The organism is Acinetobacter sp. SwsAc4 (assembly GCF_013391535.1).
In the GTDB taxonomy this organism is placed as follows: Bacteria; Pseudomonadota; Gammaproteobacteria; order Pseudomonadales; family Moraxellaceae; genus Acinetobacter.
Genome location: NZ_JACAXC010000068.1, coordinates 1 through 561, shown reverse-complemented (window position 1 = coordinate 561; position 561 = coordinate 1). Strand labels below are relative to the sequence as shown.

Annotated in this window: 1 rRNA gene; it reads left to right on the top strand. The window is 45.8% G+C overall.

Features of this window, described 5'->3' with window-relative positions:
- Window positions 1-189 precede the first annotated feature (189 nt).
- Window positions 190-561 (top strand): 16S ribosomal RNA (locus HYG88_RS15160); the annotation flags it as partial.

Here is a 561-nt window from a genome sequence, read left to right as displayed (position 1 = left end):
TGATGACGAATCATCGAGAAGATCATTAAGAGAATAGAAGAACAACTTGTGTGGATTTTTACTGATTGATCGATCGAAAATATTTCATTGATTGAATGGTAGAAATTTCTCGAAGTTTATTTGAGCGAATTTTTAGTCAGAAAATTGATGAGCCAGATTTAGTACTTTTAGTAAAGTACAAATGATTTTAAACTGAAGAGTTTGATCATGGCTCAGATTGAACGCTGGCGGCAGGCTTAACACATGCAAGTCGAGCGGGGTGAGGTGCTTCGGTACTGATCCTAGCGGCGGACGGGTGAGTAATGCTTAGGAATCTGCCATTTAGTGGGGGACAACATTCCGAAAGGAATGCTAATACCGCATACGTCCTACGGGAGAAAGCAGGGGATCTTCGGACCTTGCGCTAAATGATGAGCCTAAGTCGGATTAGCTAGTTGGTGGGGTAAAGGCCTACCAAGGCGACGATCTGTAGCGGGTCTGAGAGGATGATCCGCCACACTGGGACTGAGACACGGCCCAGACTCCTACGGGAGGCAGCAGTGGGGAATATTGGACAATGGG